The sequence below is a fragment of the Amycolatopsis keratiniphila subsp. keratiniphila genome, assembly GCF_001620365.2.
GTDB classification, from domain to species: Bacteria; Actinomycetota; Actinomycetes; order Mycobacteriales; family Pseudonocardiaceae; genus Amycolatopsis; species Amycolatopsis keratiniphila.
The window spans coordinates 124913-125564 of record NZ_LQMT02000003.1; the positions used below are offsets into that span (position 1 = coordinate 124913).

At 71.2% G+C, this 652-nt stretch carries 1 pseudogene; it reads left to right on the forward strand.

Annotated elements, in window-relative coordinates:
• Positions 1–527, forward strand: a pseudogene (locus tag AVR91_RS01125) (hypothetical protein); the annotation flags it as partial.
• Positions 528–652 lie beyond the last annotated feature (125 nt).

A 652-nucleotide genomic window follows, 5' to 3' on the forward strand; every position in this document is an offset into this window, starting at 1 on the left:
TGCTCGACGCGGGCGGCGCGTCGCTGGACATGATCCGCTCGCGAGCGAAGTCCGCGATCGGCGACTTGTCGGCCTCGGCCTCGCACACGCTCTCGACGACGTGGACCGTTCCGCTCCCGTGGTTCGTCCTGTTCGACCCCGGGATGCGCCGGGTCAAACTCGGCAAGGGACGCGACGATCCGGAGCGCGAGGTGTCGTGGCGGGTCTCCATCGCCGACGCGCGGCACCGCGCCCGCGAGGTCGGTGACCTGCTCGAAGCGACCTTCGGCGACTCGGGACCCGGCCGCGTGCTGCTCGAGACGCGACGCTGGCTCGACAGCTTCCACCCCGGCTCCGCGGTCGAGCTCGACTACGGCGGTCTCGTGCAGCTCTTCGCCGACTCGATCCTGCAGTCGGACACGACCGCCGAAGAGGTGCACGACATCCTCGACGCGCTCCGCACCGGCAACGTCGACGAGCTGGCGGAACTGTTCGCCGACTTGCGGGACTTCTGGGGAGACCTGGCCGCGCGGGAACGCGCGAACTAGCCGAAGAGCCCGGCGGTGACTTTCAACTCGCCGACCGGTTTCCCGCCGCCGAGAACCGCGTCGCGCGCGAGGCCGGCGGCTTCGTCGCCCGGGTCGATGCCGAGGTGGCGCAGGGTCGCGAGCAG